This window comes from Tropicimonas aquimaris (assembly GCF_042676185.1).
Lineage (GTDB): Bacteria > Pseudomonadota > Alphaproteobacteria > Rhodobacterales > Rhodobacteraceae > Tropicimonas > Tropicimonas aquimaris.
On the sequence record NZ_JBHTJT010000072.1, the window covers coordinates 1 to 540 of the forward strand.

Below are 540 nucleotides of genomic sequence, written 5' to 3' on the forward strand. Positions count from 1 at the left end.
GTGACCTCCTCCCCCGCTTCGAGTCGCATGCCGGTCCGGCACGCGCGCTGGCTATACTCGACGATGGGCATCTGCGCGGTCTGGCTCGCCAGCTTCATCGGGCCCAGCCGATCCAGAGAGTCGCGTCGCGCAACCCAGGCGCTCATCGGTTCCGCAAGACGGAAGTTTCCATCGTACAGATCTTCGAAGCGGCGGCCATTGGGGGATGCGTCGCAGAAAAACGCTCTGTCGTCCCATGCGCCACGATTGGTGAAGAACGCCGCCCGCGACCAATAGATGTCTGCGCCCGATCTTTCGAGGTCGCCGACGGCCAGTTCCAGGTGGTTCGGGAACCAGTAGTCGTCCTGGTTGAGAAAGGCGACATAGGGCGCTTCGGCCAACTTCATCCCGACCGAGTTCGGCCCCGCTTGCTCGCCGAACCTTTCGGGCAGATTGATGAACTTGATGCGGTGGTCCCCCAACGCCTTGATCCGGGATTCGGTGTCGTCCGTGCAGCCATCGCCGACGACCAGCGCCCGCCAGTTCCGTTCGGTCTGCGCA

1 protein-coding gene is annotated in these 540 nt (G+C 63.5%); it reads right to left on the reverse strand.

The genetic code is table 11. The features are described 5' to 3' along the window. Window positions 1-540 (reverse strand): glycosyltransferase family 2 protein (locus ACFQ2S_RS24775; protein ID WP_386079431.1); only part of this gene is annotated, 540 nt, incomplete at both ends.